At 62.4% G+C, this 22,976-nt stretch carries 19 protein-coding genes; 17 read left to right on the top strand and 2 right to left on the bottom strand.

Features of this window, described 5'->3' with window-relative positions; all coding sequences use genetic code 11:
- Positions 1–123: 123 nt before the first annotated feature.
- The 5 genes from BLR31_RS06705 to BLR31_RS06685 all read left to right on the top strand — a co-directional run bounded on the left by BLR31_RS06705 (position 124) and on the right by BLR31_RS06685 (position 4,629).
- Positions 124–1,221 (top strand): glycoside hydrolase family 3 protein, encoded by a 1,098-nt coding sequence (locus BLR31_RS06705; RefSeq protein ID WP_090593893.1) that lies wholly within the window; start codon positions 124–126, stop codon positions 1,219–1,221.
- On the top strand, positions 1,218–1,751 hold the full coding sequence (locus BLR31_RS06700) for a DUF1697 domain-containing protein (protein ID WP_090593889.1): 534 nt from the start codon (positions 1,218–1,220) through the stop codon (positions 1,749–1,751). The genes BLR31_RS06705 and BLR31_RS06700 overlap by 4 nt, the downstream gene beginning before the upstream one ends.
- Before the next feature lie 65 nt (positions 1,752–1,816).
- A complete protein-coding gene (locus BLR31_RS06695; RefSeq protein ID WP_090593886.1) occupies positions 1,817–2,413 on the top strand; it encodes a LysE family translocator in 597 nt (198 codons plus the stop codon).
- A gap of 126 nt (positions 2,414–2,539) precedes the next feature.
- Positions 2,540–3,343 carry a UDP-2,3-diacylglucosamine diphosphatase gene (locus BLR31_RS06690; protein ID WP_090593883.1) on the top strand — a complete coding sequence of 268 codons (804 nt, stop codon included), beginning with the start codon at positions 2,540–2,542 and terminating at the stop codon, positions 3,341–3,343.
- Positions 3,344–3,432: 89 nt separating this feature from the next.
- Positions 3,433–4,629 carry an MFS transporter gene (locus BLR31_RS06685; protein ID WP_090593880.1) on the top strand — a complete coding sequence of 399 codons (1,197 nt, stop codon included), beginning with the start codon at positions 3,433–3,435 and terminating at the stop codon, positions 4,627–4,629.
- Positions 4,630–4,683: 54 nt separating this feature from the next.
- Here the strand turns inward: BLR31_RS06685 and BLR31_RS06680 are convergent, their stop codons facing one another.
- Entirely contained in the window at positions 4,684–10,197 is a 5,514-nt protein-coding gene (locus tag BLR31_RS06680; RefSeq protein ID WP_090593877.1) for an apolipoprotein A-IV repeat region-like domain-containing protein, read from the bottom strand.
- A gap of 333 nt (positions 10,198–10,530) precedes the next feature.
- Here BLR31_RS06680 and BLR31_RS06675 point away from each other — a divergent pair, with 333 nt between their 5' ends.
- The 11 genes from BLR31_RS06675 (at position 10,531) to BLR31_RS06625 (ending at position 21,538) form a co-directional block, all read left to right on the top strand.
- A complete protein-coding gene (locus BLR31_RS06675; RefSeq protein ID WP_090593874.1) occupies positions 10,531–10,911 on the top strand; it encodes an Hpt domain-containing protein in 381 nt (126 codons plus the stop codon).
- Positions 10,912–11,055: 144 nt separating this feature from the next.
- Positions 11,056–11,376: a 2Fe-2S iron-sulfur cluster-binding protein gene (locus BLR31_RS06670; protein WP_090593871.1), complete on the top strand. Its 321-nt coding sequence runs from the start codon at positions 11,056–11,058 to the stop codon at positions 11,374–11,376.
- A 125-nt stretch (positions 11,377–11,501) separates the two neighbouring features.
- A complete protein-coding gene (locus tag BLR31_RS06665) occupies positions 11,502–12,689 on the top strand; it encodes a lipase family protein (protein WP_176762556.1) in 1,188 nt (395 codons plus the stop codon).
- Positions 12,690–12,944: 255 nt separating this feature from the next.
- On the top strand, positions 12,945–14,339 hold the full coding sequence (cysG, locus tag BLR31_RS06660; RefSeq protein WP_090593865.1) for a siroheme synthase CysG: 1,395 nt from the start codon (positions 12,945–12,947) through the stop codon (positions 14,337–14,339).
- A 133-nt stretch (positions 14,340–14,472) separates the two neighbouring features.
- On the top strand, positions 14,473–14,781 hold the full coding sequence (locus BLR31_RS06655; protein ID WP_090593862.1) for a DUF2849 domain-containing protein: 309 nt from the start codon (positions 14,473–14,475) through the stop codon (positions 14,779–14,781).
- The gene (locus tag BLR31_RS06650; RefSeq protein ID WP_090593859.1) at positions 14,768–16,426 is read left to right on the top strand and encodes a nitrite/sulfite reductase; all 1,659 of its coding nucleotides are present in this window, start codon (positions 14,768–14,770) and stop codon (positions 16,424–16,426) included. Before BLR31_RS06655 ends, BLR31_RS06650 begins: the two co-directional genes overlap by 14 nt.
- Positions 16,427–16,530: 104 nt before the next feature.
- A complete protein-coding gene (locus BLR31_RS06645; RefSeq protein WP_090593856.1) occupies positions 16,531–17,811 on the top strand; it encodes a phosphoadenylyl-sulfate reductase in 1,281 nt (426 codons plus the stop codon).
- A gap of 92 nt (positions 17,812–17,903) precedes the next feature.
- Positions 17,904–18,935 carry an NAD(P)/FAD-dependent oxidoreductase gene (locus BLR31_RS06640; protein WP_090593853.1) on the top strand — a complete coding sequence of 344 codons (1,032 nt, stop codon included), beginning with the start codon at positions 17,904–17,906 and terminating at the stop codon, positions 18,933–18,935.
- Between the two features lie 148 nt (positions 18,936–19,083).
- Positions 19,084–19,413 carry a 2Fe-2S iron-sulfur cluster-binding protein gene (locus tag BLR31_RS06635; protein ID WP_090593850.1) on the top strand — a complete coding sequence of 110 codons (330 nt, stop codon included), beginning with the start codon at positions 19,084–19,086 and terminating at the stop codon, positions 19,411–19,413.
- Between the two features lie 322 nt (positions 19,414–19,735).
- Positions 19,736–20,422 (top strand): EAL domain-containing protein, encoded by a 687-nt coding sequence (locus BLR31_RS06630; protein WP_143009352.1) that lies wholly within the window; start codon positions 19,736–19,738, stop codon positions 20,420–20,422.
- A 501-nt stretch (positions 20,423–20,923) separates the two neighbouring features.
- Entirely contained in the window at positions 20,924–21,538 is a 615-nt protein-coding gene (locus BLR31_RS06625; RefSeq protein WP_090593847.1) for a LysE family translocator, read from the top strand.
- 36 nt (positions 21,539–21,574) lie between these two features.
- Here BLR31_RS06625 and BLR31_RS06620 read toward each other — a convergent pair whose 3' ends face one another.
- Positions 21,575–22,165 (bottom strand): GNAT family N-acetyltransferase, encoded by a 591-nt coding sequence (locus tag BLR31_RS06620; protein ID WP_090593844.1) that lies wholly within the window; start codon positions 22,163–22,165, stop codon positions 21,575–21,577.
- Positions 22,166–22,290: 125 nt separating this feature from the next.
- On the opposite strand from BLR31_RS06620, the gene BLR31_RS06615 reads away from it, so the two are divergent.
- A complete protein-coding gene (locus tag BLR31_RS06615) occupies positions 22,291–22,974 on the top strand; it encodes a class I SAM-dependent methyltransferase (RefSeq protein WP_090593843.1) in 684 nt (227 codons plus the stop codon).
- The last annotated feature ends 2 nt before the right edge of the window (positions 22,975–22,976 follow it).

Genomic DNA, 22,976 nt, shown 5'->3' with positions numbered 1-22,976 from the left:
CGCCACATAGCCGGTCCAGATGATGCCTTCGCCGCCCATTTTCTTTCGAGCCGCCAAAGGTATTTGGTGGCAGCGCCGTAGAATCGGGCACACTGCTTCTCGATCCACCAAGCGAGATTGTTCATGCGCCTTGCCACCCTCGTCATCGTCAGCCTTTCGATCGCCTTTACCGGCTTGCCGGCTCAGGCGCAGAGTATCGAGGACATGGCGGGGCAGATGGTCCTGATGGGGTTCAACGGCGATTCCCAGTCTGATGCCGGGGTGCGGGCGGTGCGTGACCAGATCGCGCGGGGAGAGATCGGGGGCGTGATGTATCTGCGCACCAATGTCGCCAGTCTTCCGCGCGTGCGCGCCATCAACGGTAGTCTCAATACAGCGCGCCCCTGGTTGCCGCCGTTCATCGCACTCGATCAGGAGGGTGGCCAGATCGAGCGGCTGACCAGCGCCGTAGGGTTTGCGGAAATCCCGTCGGCGGAAGACGTGGCGGCAGGCGGGGTCGAGCACGCCGAGGCGATATATACGGCGCTGGCCAGCGATCTCGCGCGTCAGGGGTTCAACCTCAACTTCGGCCCGGTGGTCGACCTCAATCTCAATCCGGCCAACCCGATCATCGCGCGCTATGAGCGCGCGTTTGGGGACGACGCCGATGCCGTGACGGACCTCGCTGCGGCGTTCATCGAGGGGCACCACAGCGCGGGCGTTGCGACAGCGCTCAAGCATTTTCCAGGGCATGGGTCGAGCGAGGACGACACCCATGACGGTTTCGTGGATGTGACCGATGTCTGGGATCCAGTCGAACTCGAGCCCTATCGCAATCTGATCGGGCGTGGGCTCGTGGACATGGTGATGGTCGCGCATCTCTTTAACGGCGAGATCCAGAGCGGGGATGCGCTGCAATTGCCGGCGACGCTGTCGCACGAATGGATCACCGGCGTGCTGCGCGGCCAATTAGGCTATGACGGCGTGGTGATCAGCGACGATCTGGAGATGGGCGCGATCCGCAGCCGGTTCGGCCTGAGCGAAACCATTTCGCGTTCGGTTCGGGCAGGAAACGACATTTTGCTGTTTTCCAATACGGCCGAATATGACCCGGAATTGGGTGCCGAAATTCATTCTATTTTGGTTGCCGAAGCAGAGGCGGACCCCGATTTCGCGCGGCTGGTCGAGGCGAGCTATCAGCGGATCATGTCCCTCAAGCGCCGGATGGGCATCGTGCCGTGACACGGTTCGTTGGCCTGCTGTACTCGATCACCATTGGTTCGGGCAAACGGGTGCTCAATGCGCCCTTTTGTGAACTGATCGAAGGGCTTGGCCACAGCAATCCCAAAGCACTGCTTGCGACGGGCAACGTGGTTTTCGACGCGAATTCGGATGATGCGCGTGGCATCGAACGGGAGTTCGAGGCGGCCTTCGCCGAGCGGTTCGGCCGGCACATCGACTTCATCGTTCGCGATGCGGCAGGTTGGGCACGGCTGGTTGCGGCCAATCCGTTTCCCGAGCAGACGCGTACCGATCCGTCCCACGTTGCGGTTCGTGTAATGCGCGAGCCGGTGACCGCTGCGGCGCGAAAGCTACTCGAAGAAAGAGCGAGCGCGGAGGAAATCGTCCGGTTCGTGGACGGCGATCCGTGGGTCTATTTCGCGGGAGGCATAGGCACGTCGCGGCTGGCCGGAGTGATGACGCCGAAGCGTGCAGGAGTAGGTACGTCTCGGAATTTCAATACGGTCAAAAAGATCGCCGACGCGCTGTGAGTCATTGAAGGGAAGCACGGACAATGCTAACAATACGTCAGCAATACTGACGTTGTGGGGCGTCCATGCTTGAACCGACAATGCTGGCGGCCTTTTTTCTGGCCGCGGTCACCGCGTATTTTTCGCCCGGACCGAACAATCTCATGCTGATGACATCGAGCGCCAAGTTCGGCTTGGCCGCGACGATGCCGCACGCGATCGGGATCATCTTCGGTTTTCCCGTCATGCTGTTTGTCGTTGGCTTGGGGCTAGGGGAGGTTTTTACGGCCTATCCCGTGCTGAGCACGATCATGCGCTATGCCGCCGCGGCGTACTTCTTGTGGATGGCGTGGACCATGCTGGGGATTTCAATCGGACCGGCCAGCGGCAGCGAACGGCCGATGCGGGCCTATGAAGCAGCGCTGTTTCAGTGGATCAATCCCAAAGCCTGGGCAACTGCCGTGAGCTTTGCCGCGTTTTTCGTTCCGCCTGGAGAAGGGCGCATCGTCAATTTGCTCGTACTTTCGATCGGCAGCGCAATGCTGAGCCCGATGTCATGCGCTCTCTGGATGGTTGGCGGCCGTGCGTTGATCACATTCCTACAGCGCACCGGAGGCGAGCGTTTTCTCGGCGGCGTGCTGGCAGCATTGATGCTTATCGCCGTCGTGCTGTTTCTCATCTGACACAGGTGGGCGCGAACGCGCATGCGGGGGCCGAAACGGTTTTGCCCAGCGCGGGTGCTCGTCTAAAGTGCGCGCGGTCCGATGGGAATCGGTTACGGGCCTGTGGCAGGAACAAGGGGCGCCTTAATGGAAGAGACGAGGGCCGTCCGGCGGGTCAGGGCGCTGTTTTTCAGCGACGTACACCTTGGCATGCAGGCGATCCAGGTCGAAGAGCTGCTCAAGTTCCTCGCGCTCTATGAAGCCGATACGATCTACATCATCGGCGATCTTATCGATGGGTGGCGGCTTCAGAAGGAATGGAACTGGCCACCGATCTACGACGAACTCGCGCATGCGCTGTTCGAAAAGGCCCGCAATGGCGCGCGGATCGTCTATCTCGCGGGCAATCACGACGAGTTTTTGCGCGACTATATGGGCACCTATTTTGGGGGCGTCGAGATCGTCGACCGGATGATCCACGTCACGGCCGATGGCAAGCGCTATCTGGTGATCCATGGCGACCAGTTCGACGTCGTCGTCGCCAATGCCAAATGGCTCGCCCATATCGGAGACTGGGCGTACAATTTCGCTCTCACCATCAACGCGCCGATCAACTGGGTGCGCCGACGCATGGGGCTTGCCTATTGGTCGCTGTCGGCCTGGGCGAAGCGCAAGGTCAAGAACGCCGTGAGCATCATGGGGCGTTTCGAGGAAGCACTGTCGCACGAGGCTCGCAATTCCGAGGTCGAAGGCGTCATCTGTGGCCACATCCACTTTGCGGCCATGCATCACAAATTCGGCATCCACTACATCAATTCAGGCGATTGGGTGGAGAGCTGCACCGCGGTGATCGAAGATCATGACGGGGCGTTCGAATTGATCCGCTGGAAGGAACTGACAGCACCACCGCGTCGCAAACGTGGGCTGGGGCGGTTGCGAGCCACGGAGTAGGATTTCCTCGAAATCGACGGTATTGACGCTTGCCAGCCTGAAGCGCCCCTGCGCATGGTTGAGCCTTATACCCTCCACCTGGTTTTCCTATGACGAACGTTCTGCCCGCGCGGTTCACCACGCCCGAGATGCGCACGGGTCTATACTACAGCGCAATGTTCCTGCCGGCAGGTGTTTCGACCCTGCTGCTGCCGATCTGGCTCGATGCCCAGGGTATTCCCCCTGAGGAAATCGGGGTGATCAGCGCCACGCCCATCATGATCATGATCCTGCTCAACCTCTTCGTCGGGCGCATTGCCGACCGGGCAAAGGACTGGCGCAGCGTGATCGTGGCGGGGTCGTTGGTGAGCGCGGTCGTATCGCTTGGGTTTATCTTCATCGACGAATTCTGGGGCGTTTTGCTGTTCAATACGCTGGTCGTCATCCCCATCATGGCGATCGAGCCGGTGATCGATGCGGCGGCCATTCGCATGACACGGCGCCGCGGCAGCGATTTTGCCAAGGTGAGGATCTGGGGCACGTTCGGCTATATCGCCATCACGGCTCTGGCCGGGCTGCTGTTCGGCTGGATCGGGATCGCGGTGTTCGTACCGATGATGATCGCGACATGCCTGATGCGCGGGGCGGCGGCGCTTCCACTGCCATTCTTCCGCGCACCCGAGGGGCCGGTGGATGTGCACGCTGCTGCACCCGTTCTGTCGCCGGAGATGGCGACGACGATGCGGCAGGTGCTAAAGCCCTGGTTCCTTCTGACGCTTGGCGGAACGGCCCTGTTGCAGGCCAGCCATATGCTGCTGATCAGCTTTGGGGCCCTGCTCTGGGTACAGGCCGGTGTACCTGAAGCGGCGCTGGGGATTTTGTGGATCGTCGCGCCGATCTGCGAGATCGTGACGATGCTGTTCTTTGCCCATTTCGCCAAACGGTTTTCAGCGCGCCACCTTCTGCTTGCCGCCTGCCTTGGAGGGGTTCTCCGCTGGGTGGGCATGGCGATGGGCACCGATATCTGGCTCCTGGCGGGGCTACAGGCCCTGCATATGCTGACGTTCGGACTGGCTTACATGGGCATCATCAACTTCATCGCCAACTGGACCAGCGAGGACATCGCGGCGCAGGCGCAGAGTTTTTATGTGGTGCTGCGCCAGATTGCGTCGGTCATCGCCCTGATCGTGTTCGGGCCGTTGGTCGCCCGCTACGGTCTGGACAGTTTTTACGCTGCCGCGGTGCTGGCGGGGCTGGGAGCCGCGATGGTTTTTGCATCGTTGGCGATCAAGGAAATCAAGCGCTAGACAAAAAAGCGGCCCCGTTTGGGGCCGCTTACAAAGGTCGATGATCCCTAGAGATCAGGTCAGTCGGCCGCTGGCGTGGGCGAGCATCGTATAGACCTTGCCACGGTTGGAGGTGAGCTGGCCGAAAGTGGCCTGCATGCCGTTGGGACCGTTTGCAGCCTCACCCAGGAGCTGTTCAAACTCGCTCATATAGGCGCTGGCTGTGCGGCTGAACTCGGCATCGCGCTGCAGGCGGCGGCGGACTTCGTCGAAGGTCGCCTGGCCGGTGATCGTATAGAGCCGGCGATTGAATGCACCCGACTCACCGTCCTGATAGCGTGTCCACGCCGTCGAGAGCGCGTCCGTATCCATGGCACGGGCGATCTCTTCGGTAAGGCTCGAGAGGTTCAGCGGGCGCTGGGTGCCGGCCTGTTGGCTTGCCGACGCGTTGCGGAGGACATCACGTAGCCAGCCGCCTTCCTGCGGGGCGGCCTGAGGCGCTGCGGGCGCCTGCTGGCTGCTGCGCGACTGGGCGAGCGCTTCGTTCAGCCGGTCGGATGGCGTCTTCTGCGGCTCTGCAGCGGGGCGCGAGGCTGTCGCCACGGGCGCCTGCTGGCGGGGCTGTTCCGGCTCGCGGGCCGGAGCAGGGCGCGGCTGAGGCTGTGGCTGTGTGGCCGGCTCCGCGCGACGGACGGGCTCCGGCGCCGCGAGGCGGGCCGAAGGCGTGCGCGGTGTCGAGCGGGTCGATACCTCGTGCGTACCCGGCTGGGCACGTACGATGGCATTGAGTTCGGACAGCGCCTCGATCTGTTCGGCCACGACGCGACGCATGGCAGCGGCGCTGGCGCGGGTTTCTTCGGGCAAATCGAGGACCGAGCGCTGCAGTTCGTTGCGGGTCGATTCCAGTTCCTGGCCGAGCTGAGATGCCGTCATGCGCATCGCATCTGCGGTGTCGGTAAACCGGCGCGTCGCGTCGGAATAGGCGCGCTCGATGTCGGCCAAGAGGTCCGATTGGGACTTGCGCAGGGCTTCGCTGGCGCGCTGACCTTCGCCAGTCGCAAGATCGCCAATCGAAGAGATCTGGCCGGCTACCGATTCCGATGTCGTTTCGAGCGCCTCTTCCATAGCCTTGCGCGCGGCGATCAGGCGACGTTCGGTTTGGTTGACCGTTTCCGCGATCGACTGGGCGAACCCGCGCAGGCGGTTGTCGATTTCGTCGGTGCGGGCGGCAAAGCCTTCGGCGAGAGATTCCATGGCGCCACGGCGGTTTTCCAGCGTGTCCATCGTCGAGTTCGAGACTTCGGCGAGATTGGCCGCGGCGGAGGTGAAATCGCCGGTTTCGCTCTGGAGCTTGCCCGACATCTGGCTGAACTGATCGAGCATCGCTGCAATCGTCGACTGCAACGCTTCGACGTGCTGGCCCATGATCTGGCCGGCTTCCTCGGTGCCTGAGAGGGCATCCCGGACGGCGCCGGAGTAGGACTGGGTCTGTTCGGCGACGCTGCCCTGAAGGCGGGCGAGGTTTCCGGTCGAGGACTCGAGAACACGCTGCAGCAGGAGGTTTGCGTCGTTGAGCTTGCGCAGCGACTCGGTGACCTCGTGCTGGATGCGGTTCGACGATTCCGCCATGATTTCTTCGCTGTCGCGGGCCGTGCCCTCGAGAGCGGCGCGGAGCAGATTGGTCTGGGCACCCAGAGCATTGGTGAGCTGGTTCTGCTTGGTGTCGATGATTTCCGCAAACCGGTCGGTGTGCTCGGACACCATGCGGTTGATTTCCGAAGCCTTGCGACCAAGCTCGTCGGCGGTATGGACGGCGCGGACTTCGACGAGGTCCTCGATGTGCACCGCGGCTGTCTTGAGCTCTTCCATGGCCTTGCGGACCACGGCATCCATCCGCATCGCTGTCTGTTCAACATCGGACGAAATATTGGCGGTGACGTTGGCCAGCTTGTCGTTGAGCACGGTTTCGATGCGGCTGGCGCCGGATTCCAGATCGGCCATCGACTGGCCGATGGCGCTGTGGATCGAACCGGTGAGTGTAGATTCGATCCGATCGGCACCGGTTTCGAGATCACGCATGGAATCGGTGATCGTGCCGTGGATAGCTTCGTTGAGCGCGGCCAGGCGCTCGGCGGTGATTTCGGCGCGGGTCGTGATGGCTTCGGGCAGGGTGCCGAGGCGATCGTCGACCATTTCGGTGATGGCGGTGCGAGCTTCGGTAAGACGCGATTCCACGAGATCGGCCGCATCGCGGGCGCTCTGGCTGACGGAGGATGCCGCTTCGCCGATCCGCGCCGTGACGCCGGTTTCGGCATCGGAGAGCTTGGAAACGGCGGTGTCGATCTCCCGACCGATATTGGAATTGACCTCGGCGACCTTGCTTTCGATGAGCTGGGACACCTGGCTGGTCCGAGTCTCCATCGTGTCGGTGACCTGGATGAGGCTGGCGTCGACGGTCGAGCGGAAGCTCTCGCCCGAGGCTTCCATGGCGCCGGTGAGTTCGCCGGTGCGCGACGCGATGGTTTCCGACATCTGGGCGGATTTTTCGTCTAGCGCGGTTTCCAGCAACCGCGCGCGATCGGTGAGCGAACGTTCAAGCCGCTCGGATGATTCATCGACCACGCCACCGAGATAGCGGGTGCGTTCGGTGAGGGTTTCGGACAGCTGGCTGGCCGTGATGTCGAGCATCGAATTCATCGCATTGGCACGTTCGGCCAGCGTGTCGTCCAGCTGGGTGGTGCGGGCCGAGAGCGTCGTGTCGAGCTGCACGGTACGGCTGTCGAGCGCCGAGGTGAGCGCGTTCGTGCGGGTGTCGAGCGCCGATGCCATCTGCTCGGAGCGGTCGTCGAGCGCGGACGTGAACTGTTCGGCGCGGCCATCCAGCACCGAGCCGAAGCGCTCCGTGCGCTCGTCGAGCGACGCGGTAAATTGGGTGGTACGTTCGTCGAATGCCGAGGTCAGAGACTGGGCGCGGGCGTCGATGGCCGCATTGATTTCATCGGTGCGGCCTTCAAACGCTGAGGAAATGGCGCGGGCGCCGACATCGAGCGCTTCGGTGATCTCCTGTGTGCGGCCCTCAAAGGCCGACGAAATCGCCTCGGTGCGGCCCTCGAATGCAGAAGAGATTGCGCGGGCGCCGGAGTCCAGAGCCTCGCTGATTTCCTGCGTGCGGCCCTCGAATGCGGAGGTGAGTGCTTCCGTGCGGCCATCGAGAGCCGAGTTGAGCTGGCCGGTGCGCTCGTCGAGCGACTCGGTGAGGGCGCGGGCGCGACTATCGAACTCGGTGGAGAAGCGCCCGGTGCGGTCGTCGAGCGCGGAGGTCAGGGCATCGGTGCGGCTGTCGAGGGCGTTGGTGACCTGATCGACGCGGCTGTCGAATACTGAGGTCAACTGCTCGGTGCGCAGATCCAGGCCGGAGGTCAGCGAATCCGTGCGGATGTCGATGGCCGAATTCAGCGCGTCGGCACGCAGTTCCAGGGCGCTGGCGAGCGTGTCGGTGCGGATATCGATGGCGCTGGCGAGGGATTCCACGCGGCTGTCGAGCGCTTCGGTGAGAGCGCTGGTCTTGGCGTCGGCGAGGGCAGAGAAGCTGTCCGACGTTGTTTCGAGCACGTTGGAAAGGGCGCGGCCCTTGTCGTCGAGGATCGACTCCAGTCGTGCGCTGCGCTCGGAAATTTCGCCTGTGTGGGCATCGAGCGAGGAGATGAGCTTTTCGCCCTTTTCACCGACGATCGAGTCGACCTGGCCGATGCGGCTGTCGAGGATGACGGAGATTTCGTCAACGCGTGCATTGAGCTGCGCGAGCGTTTCATCGCCGGCACGCGACAGGGCCTGGCGGGCGCGATCACCCGATTCTTCCAGAGCGCCGTCGAGACGCAAGGTCATCGAATTGATCTGGCTTTCCAACGCGTTGGACTGGATCGAGAAGGTCTCGTCCAGACGATCGGTGATGCGGTTGATCGTGGTTTCCGCTTCGTCCGAGCGGGCGAGGAGGTCCTTTGACAGCCGATCGCCGAGGGCGGCGAAGGTGGTGCCAAGCGTATCCGAACGACGGGAGAAGTCCGTGAGGATAGATTCCGTCGAGCCGCGGAGGATGTCGGATAGGCTGGCGGATTTTTCTTCGACGGCAGCGGAGAAGGTGATGGTGTGCGAGTCGAGCGCATTGACCAGAGTGTTGATGCGGGCATCGACGGTTTCGGCAACCGATGCCGTGCCGCGATCAAGCGCTTCGGCCAAGCGGTCGGAGCGGTCGCCAAAGGCGGCTTCGATCTGGGCGGCGCCGGCGGTGATGGTTTCGGCCAACGTGGCATTGCGAGCGTCGAGCGCGCTGGTGAGCGTCAAGGCGCCTTCATCGAGCAGGGAGTTGAGCCGGCCAGTGGTGCCGCTCAGCGCTGACTCGATGAGATTGGCGTGACCTTCCAAGGACTTATGCACGCTCTCGGCACTGGCCGTGAGGGTGGTGTCGAGGCGATCGGTGGAGTTGGCGATGGCCGATGTCAGCGTATCGGTGCGGTCGGTGAGCGTACCGTCGAGGCGGCTGGCGGTATCGTCGAGGGCCAGGATCAGGTCGGACGTGCGCGAATCCACGGCTTCGGTGAAGGACTGGCTGCGGCGCTCGAACGTGGTTTCGATCGTATTGCCGGCGGTCTCGATGGACTCGGCGACGGCATTGCCGCGCTCGGAAATTGCCGAGGTGATTTCGGTGCCGGCATTGCGCAGGCGATCGGTGATCGATGTGCCTATCTCATTGATTTCAGTGGACATATTTCCGTGCAGCGCAACGATGGCTTCGCGCATGCGCTCGGAATTCGTGACCACGGCTTCGCGCTGGCTGGAGAGCTCTTCGATGAGCTGGCGCATGCGCGTTTCGTTGTCGGAATAGGTGCGCTCGAGGGCGGTCACTTCGTTGTGGACCATCACCTCGAGTTCGCCGGCGCGGGAGAGGGCGCGTTCGAGGCCGTCGCCGATGGCGTTGACCTCGCGGCGGACGGCCTGGCCGACGGTGGCGATCTTGTGGGCGGCGGCGGATTCGGGTTCGGAGAGCCGCATGGCGGCCTGGGTCATCGAAGCGGCGGCGAGGCGAAGATCCTGAGCGCGCCGGATGAGGAAGGCGATGGAGATCATCGCCAGGATGGGCAACGCGGCGATGGCTGCAAGGGCAGCAAAATCAAGGGTTTGGACGAATTCGCCCAGGGTCAGGCCGTCGGCGAACTGGCCGGAATAGCGCAGCGAGGCGATGACCCCGACGCCGGCGAGCCAGAGGATCGAGGCGAAGATCGCGACCCAGATCGGCGCGTTCGAGGCGCGGGAATTAAAGGCGAAAAGGCCCGAGGATGCGGGCGAGCGGTCGTCATTTGCGACCGAAGATGCCTGCGCAGCGATCTTGTCGGCAGCGCGTAAACGCTCGGTATTGCTGGGGTTTTCCCGCTTAGGCTCGCGTTTGGGCTCGCGCTTTGCGGCGGGTTGGCTCTCGACCTTTCTGGCCGGTTTGTCGTCCATCGAAAAGACCGAGTCCTTCAGCGCGTTTTCGACAGCCGAAAACGCAAGGGCTGCCGGATCGTCCTTGGGGGGGGTCGACTTGTTCGCCATACTCAATACTCTTTACTCAATGCGCCGCACTGCAGAAACGGCAATTGCGACAATGACTTACGGGGCCTCGTGCGTAAACGCGTCATTGCCGAAAATCGTGGGCCGGAATGCGAGGTGCCCCCCGCAGCTTCCCACACTGCCTTCTGCTCTATCATAGCCTTATACACCTTTTGCCGCGCTTGCTGAAATCTTTATTAAAAGACCGTTAACGGCTTTTTTCAACCATACACTTTGTTAAGAAAATCGAGTGGTTATCGGCGGTTAAGGGAGTTTTCATTGACCGTTGGTTAAGGTCGAAACATCCCATTTTTTGTGTTGCGTAGAGGGAAAACCATGGTGCTGCCGAGCCCGAGACCGAGCCTCGATTCCCCGCGGATCGACAGAACCAACCGGCCCATCGATCTCGTGCATCTGGCACGCCAGACGATGGGCGACAGGGCGCTGGAGCACGAGGTGCTGCGGATGTTTTCCGGGCAGGTGACCGCGTATTTCGACCGGGTACGCGCCAGCGGCGACACTTATGAAATTACGCTTGGATTGCATACACTTAAGGGTGCGTCACGCGGGGTGGGGGCAGTGACCCTGGCAGCGCTTTCGGAGGCTGCGGAGCATGAGTTTCGCGACTCGGGTGCGCTCGATGACGAGACGCTGGACGATCTCGCGATGGCCGTCGCCGAAGTCTGCGCCTATATCTCCGCGATCGTCGAAGACTGACCTGCACAACCCCGCATATATGGGTCGAGATCGGCGATTGTGTACGTGATCGACCGCGCTATATCGCGGTTGGCAACACGGTTGTGCGCGCCGACCCATGACCCTATATCCGGGGCGAAACACTTATCCCCGGAGCCTTCTTTCATGCCTATGATCACCTTCGTCGAATCCGATGGCGCGCGCCGTGACGTTGAAGCGGAAAACGGTGCGACATTGATGGAAACGGCGATCCGCAATGGCGTGCGGGGCGTGGTGGCAGAGTGCGGCGGGGCCTGCACATGCGCGACGTGTCATGTCTATGTCGAAGAGGAATGGTTCGGCGTGACGGGTGGCCCATCCTCGATGGAAGAGGATATGCTCGATTTCGCCTTCGATGTGAAAGACACCAGCCGGCTGTCGTGCCAGATTCGCATTCGTGACGAACTCGACGGGCTGGTTGTGAAAGTACCGAGCCGGCAGGGATAATCGCCCAGGGTAGCGCAAGATGAGGGTGCGGGGATAAGATATCGCCGCGCCGTTGTCGGCTGTCCCGATCTGTTTTGATAATGACGGGATGGGACGACCGCGCGCGGGGGTGTGCGGTGAGGCTCGTGAAAATCCTTTCATGGCTGGTTGGCCTGCTTGTGGCGTTGGCGCTGCTGGGCATTGTCGTGGCCTGGGTTTGGGCGCGGCCCGACGCGGTGGGTGATTTTCTCGAAAATGCTGCAGTACCCCAGGGGGCGGCGGCAGGAGATCTGATCGCGGTCGAGCCTTATAGTCTCGACGTGCCGGACGGGGCGGAAGCCTGGCGCATCATCTATGTGACGACGCGTGAACATGGCGATTTGGCACCGGCCAGTGCCGTGGTCATGACGCCTGTCGATGCGATCGGACCGCTGCCTATGGTGAGTTGGGCGCATGGAACGACGGGGGTCGTCGCTGGGTGCGCACCCTCGGTGTTTGCGCCGTTTGCCAATGTGCCCGGCGTTCCTAAGCTTCTCGATGCCGGATGGGCATATGTGGCGACCGACTATGTCGGGCTGGGCACCGAGGGCGGGCACGCCTATCTCGTAGGGCGGGAGTCGGCGCAGGGGGTGCTCGATGCGGTGCGTGCCGCTGTGGATATGGACGCTGTGGATCTCTTGCCGGAAACCGTGGTCTGGGGGCATTCGCAGGGCGGCGGCGTGGCGTTGTGGGCGGGATTGATCGCGCCCGATTATGCGCCCGAGATCACCGTCGCAGGAGTGGCCGGCCTGGCGCCGGCGAGCGACTTGCCGGCACTTGTCGAGACGGCGCGATCGGGGCTGTTCGGCAAGATCGTCTCTTCCTATCTGATGGCGTCCTACAGCCAGACCTATCCAGAAATCGACAGGAGCGCGTATGTCGGGGGACTGGCCGGCGTGCTGGCATCCGATATTGCCGGGCGATGTGTCGGCGGGCGGGAAACGCTGTTTTCCGTGGCCGAAACGATGCTGCTTCCTGCTGGTGGGATATTTCAGTCCGATCCGAAAGAGGGGGCGCTTGGCGCACGGCTGGCTGACAATGTGCCGCTGGGCGCATATGCGATGCCGGTTCTGGTTGCGCAGGGGGATGAGGACGATCTTGTGCTCGAGCCCGTGCAGGCCGGGTTTGTCGCGCAATTGTGTGCCGATGGGCAGGATGTGGACTATCTGACCTTTGCGGGGCGGGACCATGTTTCGCTGGTCGCGCCGGATTCGCCGCTGATCGGACCGCTCATGGACTGGACGGCGGCGCGATTTGCGGGCTCACCGGCGGAAGGCTGTGCTTTCAATGATTAGACGATGTGTTAGGTCGTGTTTTTCACCCGTGTCGCATTGCGGAATGATTTCGCGCGGAAGAGGGTGGGCCATTGCGGGCGTTCTAAGTGGTGGCAGCGCAGCGAAATAACTCACCCAGCGTCGTGGCGACGCTAGACGGGATGGCGCAAAATCCCTATTTTCCAGCAGGTTTTTGATGCGCGACATGCGTCCATGACGTATTGCGCTAAATCTGCAACCCCTGAAAACCCCAAATTGCTCGGAGAACCCTCACCCGTGGCGCGGCTCAACACATTTCCGGTTTCGATGAAAGTTGCCGGACGTCGCATCGTCATCGTTGGCGGTGACGATGAGGCGTTGGCCAAGGCGCGGCTGGCGGCGAAAACCAATGGCGAGACTTTTGTCGTCGCGCCCGAGTTCGAGGCCGATTTTTTGGGGCTGGACGTGACGCTTGTCGCGCGCGACGCTGTGCCGTGCGATTTCTTCGGTGCGGCGATGGTGTTCGTTGCCGATCATGGTGCTGCGGGACAGCGGGCCTTGCGGATGGCGCGGCTGGCTGGCGTGCCGGCCAATGAAGTGGACGTTCCTGACAATTGCGATTTCTTCACGCCGGCGATCGTCGACCGGGCGCCGATTTCGATCGCGATTTCATCGGAGGGCGATGCGCCGGTTCTGGCGCGGCTGGTCAGGGCGCGGATCGAGGCGATGCTGTCGCCCAGGTTTGGCGATATCGCCCGGCTGGCGGGATCGATGCGGGATCGTGTTGCGGCCGTGCTCAAGGATGGCGTGGCGCGGCGGCGGTATTATGAGGCGCTGGTCGTGGCGTCGGGCATCGAGGATGCGCTGGCCAAGGGGCAGGGCGCGGCGGTGGCCGATGCGCTGCTGGATGCGCATGCGCGTACAGCGGCAGGTACGGGCGTCGTGTGGCTGATCGGCGCCGGGCCGGGGTCGGTCGACCTCTTGACGCTGCGGGCGCAGCGCTTGCTGCAGGAAGCGGACGTGATCGTTCACGATCAATTGGTGCCAGCGGCCGTCGTCGAGATGGGGCGGCGCGATGCCGAACGGATTTCGGTGGGCAAGGCCAAGGGGCATCATTCGTTTTCACAGGCGCAGATCAATACGTTGATCGTGCGGCTGGCGGGCGAGGGCAAGAAGGTCGCGCGGCTGAAGTCGGGCGATCCGATGGTGTTCGGGCGCGCGGGCGAGGAAATTGCCGCACTGCGCAAGGCCCAGATTGCGTACCAGATCGTGCCGGGTGTCACGGCAGCGCTGGCGGCGGCAGCCGATACGGCAACGCCGGTGACGCTGCGCAAGGTTTCGTCGGGGTTTGTGTTCGCGACGGCGCATGGGGCAGACGATGAGGATGTCCGGCACTGGGCGTCACTGGCCGGATCGGGGCTGACTCTGGGGCTTTATATGGGCAAATCGATCGCCTCCAAGGTGGCCGGCGATCTGATGGCGCATGGGCTGAGTGGTTCGGTGCCGGTGGGGATCGTGGTCAATGCCGGGCGGGCGGACAAGGCGCTCTATGCCGGGACGGTGGGCGCGTTGGCGGGCGGTGAGATCGATTTTGTCGATGGGCCGACGGTGATTTTTGTCGGTGAGGCCGTGGCGCAGGGCGACTGGGCGTCGGCGGAGACGATTGCGGCTCTGGCGGAGCGGGTGGCGTGATGGGGATGGTGCCGAGAGCGGCGCGCATACTGGGTCCCGGCTCACGGCCGGGATGACGGTGGTGGATTGGGCACGTGGCGGTGCTGTTTAGCGATAAAATGAATCCGACGAATGTCGTAACATATTGAGTGAAATGACGAAAATCCTCACAGGAAATGAATTGCTCTCCGGGGCTGTGGTTTATCTCGATGCCGACGGGCGGTGGGTAGAGGAGCTGCAGGCGGCGCGGGTGTATGAGAAGGATGACGAGGCTGCCTATGAAGCGGCGCTGGCCGCGGCCAAGGCGAGCGGACGGGTGATCAGCCTCGAAGATGAGGATGTCGAGATCATCGAGGGCGTGATTACGCCGAGCCGGACACGGGCGCAGATACGGGCCGGTGGCCCGACGGCGCCGAAATTTGACCGCCAGCATTTGGGCGAGGACGAACATGTATCGCTATGACGAATTTGACGCCGCGTTTGTAAATGAACGCGTTGCGCAGTTTTCCGACCAGGTGCGCCGGCGCATTGCGGGGGAATTGACCGAGGACCAGTTTCGGCCGCTGCGGCTGATGAACGGGCTCTATTTGCAGTTGCACGCCTATATGCTGCGGGTGGCGGTGCCCTATGGCACGCTGTCGAGCAAGCAAATGCGCATGCTGGGGCATATCGCGCGGAAATATGACCGTGGGTACGGGCATTTCACGACGCGGCAGAACATTCAGTACAACTGGCCCAAGCTGCGCGATATTCCGGCGATTTTGGCCCACCTCGCCAGCGTCGAGATGCACGCGATCCAGACGTCGGGCAATTGCATTCGGAACGTGACGACGGATCAGTTCGCGGGCGCTGCGGCCGATGAGATCATCGATCCGCGTCCGGTGGCGGAGATCATTCGGCAGTGGTCGTCGATCCATCCCGAGTTCACGTTCTTGCCGCGCAAGTTCAAGATCGCGATCACCGGCGCGCCCAACGATCGGGCGGCGGTGAAATTTCACGATATCGGGCTGATGGCGCAGACCAATGGCGCGGGCGATGTCGGCTGGGCCGTCTATGTTGGCGGCGGGCTGGGACGCACGCCGATGGTCGGGAAACTGATCAACGGGTTCGTGCCGCACGAGCATCTGCTGGCGTATCTCGAGAGCATTTTGCGGGTCTATAACCGCTATGGGCGGCGCGACAACAAGTATAAGGCGCGCATCAAGATCCTCGTCCATGAAGAGGGTCTGGAAAACATCAAGGGGCAGGTCGAGGACGAGTTTTCGCACATTCGCGGGGGCGTTCTGACGCTGCCGGACGCGGAGCTGGACCGGATCAATTCCTATTTCGCGCAGCCGGCCTATGTCGATCATGGCGTGGTGTCGGTGGATGTGGAGCGCGAGAAGATCCTCGATCCGGCCTATGGGCGGTTTTTGGAGAACAACACGTTTCCGCATGCGCGGAGCGGGTACACGTCGATCACCGTGTCACTCAAGCCGATCGGCGGGGCGCCGGGGGATGCGACGGCCGAGCAGATGGAGGCGGTTGCCGACATCGCCGAGAAGTATTCGTTCGACGAATTGCGGGTGACCCACGAGCAGAATCTGGTTTTGCCACATGTGGCGATTGCCGATCTGCGGGCGGTGTATGACGCGCTGGGCGAGGCCGGGTTGGCGGATGCCAATGCTGGTGAAATCACCGACATGATCACCTGCCCGGGGCTCGATTTCTGTGCCTTGGCGAATGCGCGTTCGATCCCGATTGCGCAGGATATTTCGCGCCGGTTCGCAGCGCCCGAGCGGGCCAAGGAAATCGGCAAGCTCAAGATCAAGATTTCGGGCTGCATCAATGCCTGCGGGCATCACCATGTGGGCCATATCGGGATTTTGGGTGTCGAGAAGAAGGGCACCGAATTGTACCAGATCACCGTAGGTGGTGACGGGACCGAGGATGCGGCGGTGGGCAAGATTTTGGGCCCGGGATTCGTCGCCGACGAAGTGCCGGGGGCGATCGAGCGGCTGGTGGATGCCTATATCGCACGCCGCACGACCGAGGACGAGACGTTCATAGCGGCCTATCGGCGGCTGGGCGACGCGCCGTTCAAGGAGGCGTTGTATGGGAATGGTTGAGGTTCGCTCGGAGCGCGTGGATGCGCTGCACTGGATCCTCGGGTCAAGCCCGAGGATGACGGGAGTGTCTGGGGCGCTCGAAATGGCTAAGTCAGGGGTTTTACATGGCCGCGATTAGTTCGGTGTTGAGTGCGCCGGCGCCCAAGCATGACAAGCTCAAGGCGCTGGGAATATTGGCGCTCAATGGCATGTTCGACGAGATGGATGCCGAGGCGGTGCTGCGGCAGGCGGTGGACGAACTGTTGCCGGGCGATATCGCCATGGTCTCGTCGTTCGGCGCGGATTCGGCTGTGCTGCTGCATCTGGTAAGCCTCGTCGACAAGAATTTGCCGGTGTATTTCCTCGAGACGGGCAAGCATTTTGTCGAGACGCTGGATTATGTCGAGACGCTGAAACAGCGGCTGGGGCTGACCAATGTCATCGCGCTTTATCCCGACAGCGCCGATCTGGCCCGGTTCGATCCGGATGGCACGCTGTGGGAGACCGATCCGGATTCGTGCTGCCATATTCGCAAGACCGAACCGCTCGAAGACGTCTTGAGCGGATATGGCGGGTGGGTGACCGGGCGCAAGCGATTCCAGACGGCCGAGCGCGGGGTGTTGCCGCATTTCGAATTGACGAGCGACGATCGCATCAAGGTCAATCCTTTGGCCTACTTTACCAATGAGGACGTGGAAGCGTACAAGGCGCGCCATGACCTGCCCGAGCATCCGCTTTACGGCGAGGGATACAAGTCCATCGGTTGCGCGCCGTGCACGAGCGCGGTGGCCGAGGGCGAGGACCCGAGGGCAGGACGCTGGCGCGGTCGCGACAAGCGCGAGTGCGGCATTCATTTCGATTTCAACGGGAGCATCGCGAAGCCGGTGAGCCAATCTTCTCTGCATTTGTTCAAGGACGGCGCGTTCAAGGCGGATCCCTGGAAAGCATGGGCCGAAGGCGATGAGCCGGCCGATGTGCGCTATACGCATGTGCCGGTCAGCGTTTTCGTTGAACACCGTGCGGCGTTTCTGGCCAGCCCGCACCCGATCGGGTTGCAGGTCAATCCCGGCGAGAAGGTCGAGGACATCGAAGGCGATCTGGCGCGGTTTTCGTCGGTGGCGATCAATTTCAGGGCCTTTACCGATGGGCGCGGGTATTCGAGCGCGCGGCTGTTGCGCGAGCGGTTCGGCTATGAGGGCGAATTGCGGGCGGTGGGCGACGTGCTGACCGACCAGATTCCCTTCATGCGCCGGTGCGGGATCGATGCGTTCGTGGTCACCAACAAGGCGACGCGCGAGGCGCTTGAAAAAGATGCGCTGGCCGAGGTGCCGCTGTATTACCAGCCGATCGGTGAGCGGCACGAAGTGCCGGCGGGTACGCGTCCCTTCCTGCGGCGGCCCGAGTAAAGTCCCATCATCGCCGCCCATACTTGACAGGCGGCGTCTTCTATATATTCCAAGCATCAGCTTGTTATTTCTAAGTACCAGGACGTGTTCGTATGAGCGGAAATGAAATCGTCACCGATGTCGTAATCATTGGCGCGGGGCCTGTGGGGCTGTTTGCCGTCTTCGAGCTGGGTCTGGTCGACCTCAAATGTCATGTGATCGATATTCTCGATCGTCCGGGCGGGCAGTGTGCCGAGCTCTATCCCGAAAAGCCGATCTACGACATTCCCGCGTTTCCCGAGATTTCGGGGCAGGGGCTGACGGACAATCTGATGAAGCAGATCCAGCCATTCGGGGCTGAGTTCCACTTCAACCAGATGGTGACGAACTGCGAAAAGCTCGAGGACGGCTCGTTCCGGGTGACGACGGATGCCGATGAGGTGTTCCTGACCAAGGTGATCGTGGTTGCGGCGGGCGGCGGCTCGTTCCAGCCCAAGCGCCCGCCGGTCGAAGACGTCGAGCAATACGAGAACAAGTCGGTGTTTTACGCCGTGCGCAAGATGGACGATTTCCGCGACCAGGATCTGGTGATCGTCGGCGGCGGCGATTCTGCACTCGACTGGACGCTGAATCTCGAGCCTCTGGCGCGGTCGCTGACGCTCGTGCACAGGCGCGACCAGTTCCGCGGCCATGCCGACAGCGTCAACAAGATGCGGGCGCTGGTCGAAGAGGGCAAGATCAACTTCATCACCGGCCAGCTCGGGCGGCTGGAGGGTGAAAACGGGCAGTTGACCGAAGTCTATCTGAAGACTGCCGGCGGTGAGCTGGGCGTTCCCGCGACACGGCTGCTGCCGTTCTTCGGACTGACCATGAAGCTCGGGCCGGTCGCCGATTGGGGGCTCGATCTGCATGAGAACGCGCTAATCAAGGTCGATACCGAGCGCTTCGAAACCAGCGTGCCGGGCATTTTCGCAATCGGCGATATCAACTGGTATCCGGGCAAGCTCAAGCTCATCCTGTCCGGTTTCCACGAGGGCGCGCTGATGTCGCAAGCAGCCAAGCGGATAGTGCACCCCGACGAAAAGATCGTCTTCCAGTACACCACCTCTTCCAGCAAACTCCAAAAGAAACTCGGCGTGGCTTGACCGGGATGGTCTGCAAATGGCAATGACCTGCGCTTCCGGTGCTCACGTATCTTTAATACGCTCCGCTCCGGTTCTCGGTCATCACCATTTTCGACTCATCCGGGCCAAGCCAGGGACCTAACGACCTCACGCGAACAGGATCTCCACCATGCGGATATTCGTCACCGATCAGGACGGCACCGAACACGAACTCGAAGCTCTTGAAGGGTGGCGGGTGATGGAGGTGATCCGTGACTGGGGTTTGAACATCAAAGCGGAGTGCGGCGGCTCGTGCGCCTGCGCGACGTGTCACGTGTTCGTCGATCCCGAGTGGCAGGACAAGCTTAATCCGCCGACCGACGAGGAAGAGGACATGCTGGATTCGGTCGCTGATTATGAGGCCAATTCGCGGCTGTCGTGCCAGATCCTGATGAGCGAAGAGCTTGACGGATTGCGGGTGACGCTGGCGGATTCGGCACGGCAGGAAGAAGCGGCCTAGGGCGCTGACTTCGGCCGGGCGCTATCGCTGAAAAGCGGCGCCCTTATCGTCATTCATGTCATTAGAAGAGTCTTTTTCCTTGCGCCGGGCGACGCAAGGCTGGGGCCTGGGGTCAAGCCCGAGGATGACGGGTGTGGTGGGCGAGGGCGCTGCTACACGACGAGCATGGGGCGCGTCGTCATACATAATTAAATTTGAATGGGCAAAGTGCGGGGGTCTTTCTTTAGAGTTCTGTCATGACCCATTCCAAGAAATGCGAAGCCTGCCGCAATGGTGACGGTTTCGAGCACGCCTTTACCATGCGTTTCATCCCATCGTGGATATGAAGGCGGCCCAGATATGGGGCTATGAGGCGCTGGTGCGCGGGGTCAATGGCGAAGGCGCCGGCGCCGTGCTGTCGAAGGTGACTGACGAAAACCGCTACGCGTTCGATCAGGCGTGCCGGGTAAAGGCCATCGAGTTGGCCGGGGCGAAACTGCGGGGGCAGGTGGCGCCGAAGCTGTCGATCAACTTCATGCCCAATGCGGTTTACGAACCGCGCGCCTGCATTCAGGCGTCGCTGGCGGCGGCCGAGCGGGCGCAGTTCGATACACGGCATCTGATGTTCGAATTCACCGAGAACGAAGAGATGCGTGACACGGCCCATGTCAAAAACATCGTCGAAGCCTATCGGCACATGGGGTTCACGACGGCCATCGACGATTTCGGCGCGGGATATGCCGGACTTGGCCTATTGGCCAATCTGCGGCCCGATCTGATCAAGATCGACATGGAGCTGATCCGGGGGATCGGGGACTCCGCAGACCGGCGGGTGATCGTTTCGGGTATCGTTTCGATTGCGCGCGCGCTTGGGATCGAAGTGATCGCCGAGGGGATCGAGACGCGGGGCGAGCTCGATGCTGTGCGCTCGTGTGGGGTCGATCTCGTACAGGGCTATATCTTTGCCAAGCCGATGATCGAGACGTTTCAATCGGATGGCGAGCTCGATGGCGTGAAGGTGGCGGCGTAGGGCGAAATCGTTTGGGACTTGGCTGGTGCTGCGCTGGATCCCGGGAATACATCCCGGGATGGAGGCGGGTGGAAGTTGGCTCGGCGATCCAATGTCTCTTTGCCCAGGATGAGTCCTTTCTCGCGCCGGACGGCGCGAGGCTGGGTCCTCGGGTCGAGCCCGAGGATGACGGGTGGTGGGTGGAGTGAGGGGCGAGTGACTGGCCTCGGACCTGCCAACCATTCGCTGTCGTCCCGGGCGACGAGCCGGGATTCGGTATGCTCGGGTGTAAGTGTTTGACAGCGGGGATACCGTCGGGCCCGGAGCTTACTGGGTCACGGCTCAAGGCCGGGATGACGGTGGTGGGGTTGATTGGCGGTGCGGCAGAGCTCCGGGCGCTGAGCGTGTGGCGGGGGATAGTGGGCCGTTGGGAGCAGCGTGGTTTGGAACCGTGATGGGCTCTTTTGCGGCGTTGCCCGTGGGTGTATAGAGCGGAAATTCGTCGCTTCGTTCGGTCGTGCCATGTCGATTTTCGAGTATCTTCCCTATGCCATTGCGCTGGCGATCGCGGCGGGGATTCCCGGGCCGGGGATCGCGGCGTGTGTGGGCAAGGCGCTGGGGGCGGGGTTTCGACCGGCGATGTGGTTCGGGACCGGGCTGGTGCTTGGGGACCTCACCTATCTGACGCTGGCGGTTTTGGGGCTGGCGGCGGTGGCGGCCGCGTTTTCCGGGATTTTTGTTGTCATCAAGGTGCTGGGTGCGGCCTATCTGGTTTACCTCGCCTGGAGCTTCTGGAAGGCGGGGATCGATCCGGACAAGGTCGAAGCGCGCCGGGGCAATGGGGTCTGGGCGTCGATAGCGGGCGGCTATGCCGTGACGCTGGGCAATCCCAAAACCATCATCTTCTATATGGCGCTGCTGCCGACCGTGGTGAAGCTGGACGAAGTGACGCCGGAGCGGTTTGCCGGGTTGGTGCTGACGACAATCGTCGTGCTGTATCTGGTGCTGCTGCCCTATATCGCGCTGGCGACCAAGGCGCGCGATTTCCTGCGCAATCCGCGGGCGCTGAAGGCGCTCAATCGCGGGGCGGCGGGGGCGATGGCCGGGGCGGCGGCCTATATCGTGCTCAAGCAGTAGGCTGGTTGCGCGGCGTGCGGTTGAGCCCGGGATGGGTCAGGAGCGGGGACGCTCAAGTTGCCAGGAGAGGTGGGAGTGGACCGCGGGCCAGTCGGGCGCGGTGATGGAATAGACCGCGGTGTCGCGGATGGTGCCGTCGCGCATGCGCAGATGGTGGCGCATGATGCCGTCCAAGCGCGCGCCGAGGCGCTCGATGGCGCGGCGGCTCTGGAGGTTATGCACGTGGGTGCGGAATTCGACGGCCAGGCACTCAAGGGTTTCGAAGGCATGGGTGAGCAGCAGCAGCTTGGCTTCGGTATTGAGCGGCGTGCGCTGGACGCTTGAGGCGTACCAAGTGAAGCCGATTTCGAGGCGGGGGGCGGCCTGGTCTATGTTCATGTAGGTGGTCATGCCAACGATGCGGCCATCGGCATTCTGAACGGTGAACGGCAGCATGGTGCCTTCCGATTGGAGGCGGAGGCGACGGTCGATTTCGGCGGCCATGCCGTCGGGGGACGGGATGGTCGTGTACCAGAGCCTCCAGAGATCGCCATCGCGGACCGCATCGACGAGACCGTCGTGATGGGCGGGATCGAGGGGGACGAGCTGGACATGGGCGCCAGAAAGGGTGACGGGGGCGATGGGCATCTGGGTGGCCTTGGGGCTGACGCGGTCTGGTGCGAGGGACCAAGTGATGCGATTCGCGGGATCGGGGGAAGGGCAGCAACGACGGCCGTTTGATACGTTGGAATTCAGGGAACGCACATAAATACATGAGCACGAGCGATACGCAGAAGACAGGGGCCTTCGGGGCCGGGCATGCGCAATCTTATGGCGAGGGCCCGCGGCGGCAGGTGCCGGGACTCGACGGGCTGCACAAGATGACATCGCAGCTTTTGGCAGAGCGCGTGCCCGATACGGGCCGGGTGCTCGTGCTGGGCGCCGGGGGCGGGCTGGAGCTAAAAGTTCTGGCGGACGCGCATGCGGGTTGGAATTTTGACGGGGTGGATCCTTCAGCGGAGATGCTCGCCGTGGCGGAGCGCATGGTTGTGCCGCATGGCGATCGGGTGCGGTTGCTCGAGAGCTATATAGAGGACGCGCCGGAGGGGCCGTTCGATGGCGCTGTATGCCTTCTGACGTTCCATTTCATCGCGCGGGAGAAGCGTCTATCGACGCTGCGTGAAATTCGCCGCCGGCTGGTGCCGGGGGCGCCGTTCGTTGTGGCCCATATCAGTTTTGCGCAGACTGAACCGGAGCGCTCGCAGTGGATCGCGCGACACGTTGCGTATGGCGGGGTGGACCCCGAGCGGGCAGAGGCAGCGCAGGAGGCTATCGGAACGCGGCTGACGATCCTATCGCCCGCGAAGGAAGAGGCGATGCTGGCGGAGGCCGGGTTCACGGGGACGGAGTTGTTTTATGCCGGGCTGAGCATGCGCGGGTGGGTGGCGTACGCGTAAAA

The organism is Pelagibacterium luteolum, from assembly GCF_900100665.1.
Classification (GTDB): domain Bacteria; phylum Pseudomonadota; class Alphaproteobacteria; order Rhizobiales; family Devosiaceae; genus Pelagibacterium; species Pelagibacterium luteolum.
The sequence above is the reverse complement of the archived record's forward strand: the minus strand, read 5'-3'. Positions and strand labels throughout refer to the sequence as shown.